The sequence below is a fragment of the Staphylococcus ureilyticus genome (assembly GCF_002902235.1).
In the GTDB taxonomy this organism is placed as follows: Bacteria; Bacillota; Bacilli; order Staphylococcales; family Staphylococcaceae; genus Staphylococcus; species Staphylococcus ureilyticus.
In genome coordinates this window covers 1-1,097 of sequence record NZ_PPRL01000130.1, presented here as the reverse complement: position 1 = coordinate 1,097, position 1,097 = coordinate 1, and the positions used below count along the sequence as shown (strand labels likewise).

1 protein-coding gene is annotated in these 1,097 nt (G+C 26.3%); it reads left to right on the top strand.

What is annotated here, in order from left to right:
* On the top strand, positions 1-691 hold a 691-nt coding region (locus CD150_RS11730; protein ID WP_103161623.1), incomplete at its 5' end, for a magnesium transporter CorA family protein.
* Between the last annotated feature and the right edge of the window lie 406 nt (positions 692-1,097).

The following is a 1,097-nucleotide window of genomic DNA, read 5'->3' as shown; positions in this document are numbered from 1 at the left end:
TCTTAATGTGCTCTCGTTTATAACAATTCCTCTAGGTATTATTATTGGTAATAAAAAAATATTTACTGTATGTAATGTGGAGAACGAATTTCTAGAAAAATTTAGCCATCAAAATTTAAATTTACATTTTCATAGCCGATTCGCGCTCAATATATTATTAACGATCGCGAATCATTATAATAGAAACCTTAGATTATTAAATAAAACGAGATTACGTATAGAACGTGATTTAAAAAATAATGTTACAAACAAACAACTATATAATTTAATGGAAGTTGAAAAGAGTTTAGTTTATTTCTTAGCAGCATTAAAAGGTAATGAAACGATAGTAAAGAAACTTTTCAGATTACCTGCAATTAAACGATTTGAAGAAGATGAAGATTTGTTGGAAGATTTAGTCATAGAAAATAATCAAGCTTTAGAGACCACAAGATTATACACGGATATATTAGAAAGTATTACAACTTCATATGCATCACTACTTTCAAATGAAATGAATAATACGATGAAAACATTGACATTATTTACTGTCTTTTTAACATTACCAACTTTAGTATTTAGCTTTTTCGGCATGAATGTTCCATTACCTATTGATGAACATAGCTATGTCTCTTGGGTTATCGTGATCGCTATTTCATTAATTATCGTTTCATGTGTAGGCGCATTTCTATGGCGAAAGCAAAAGTTTTGATATAAAGCAAACACACATTTAAAAATAACTAGATATAAAACTTATGCTCAATATAAAAGATTCAATCATGTGTTATTGTACTGAATCTTAAAATTTGTACTTTGGTTTTCTGTAATATTCTAAAGGCTTGTTTCCTCAAAAATTTTAGGAGACATGCCTTTTAAATTTATTTCACTTATTTTTATTAAAATTTATATATTTGAAATAGCTTGTCAACTCAGATTAAGGTTCAAAAATAAAAACGTCAATTTCTATATGATTAGAATTGACGTTTTTAAATATTATAATCCAAACTATTTTTTTGCTGATGGTAAAAATGAATATTAGCTGAGTTTAATTTGATACTGGCCTTAACCTAAAGGCATAATATCTTCTTTAGTAATATCATCGTAATAATATTTTATTT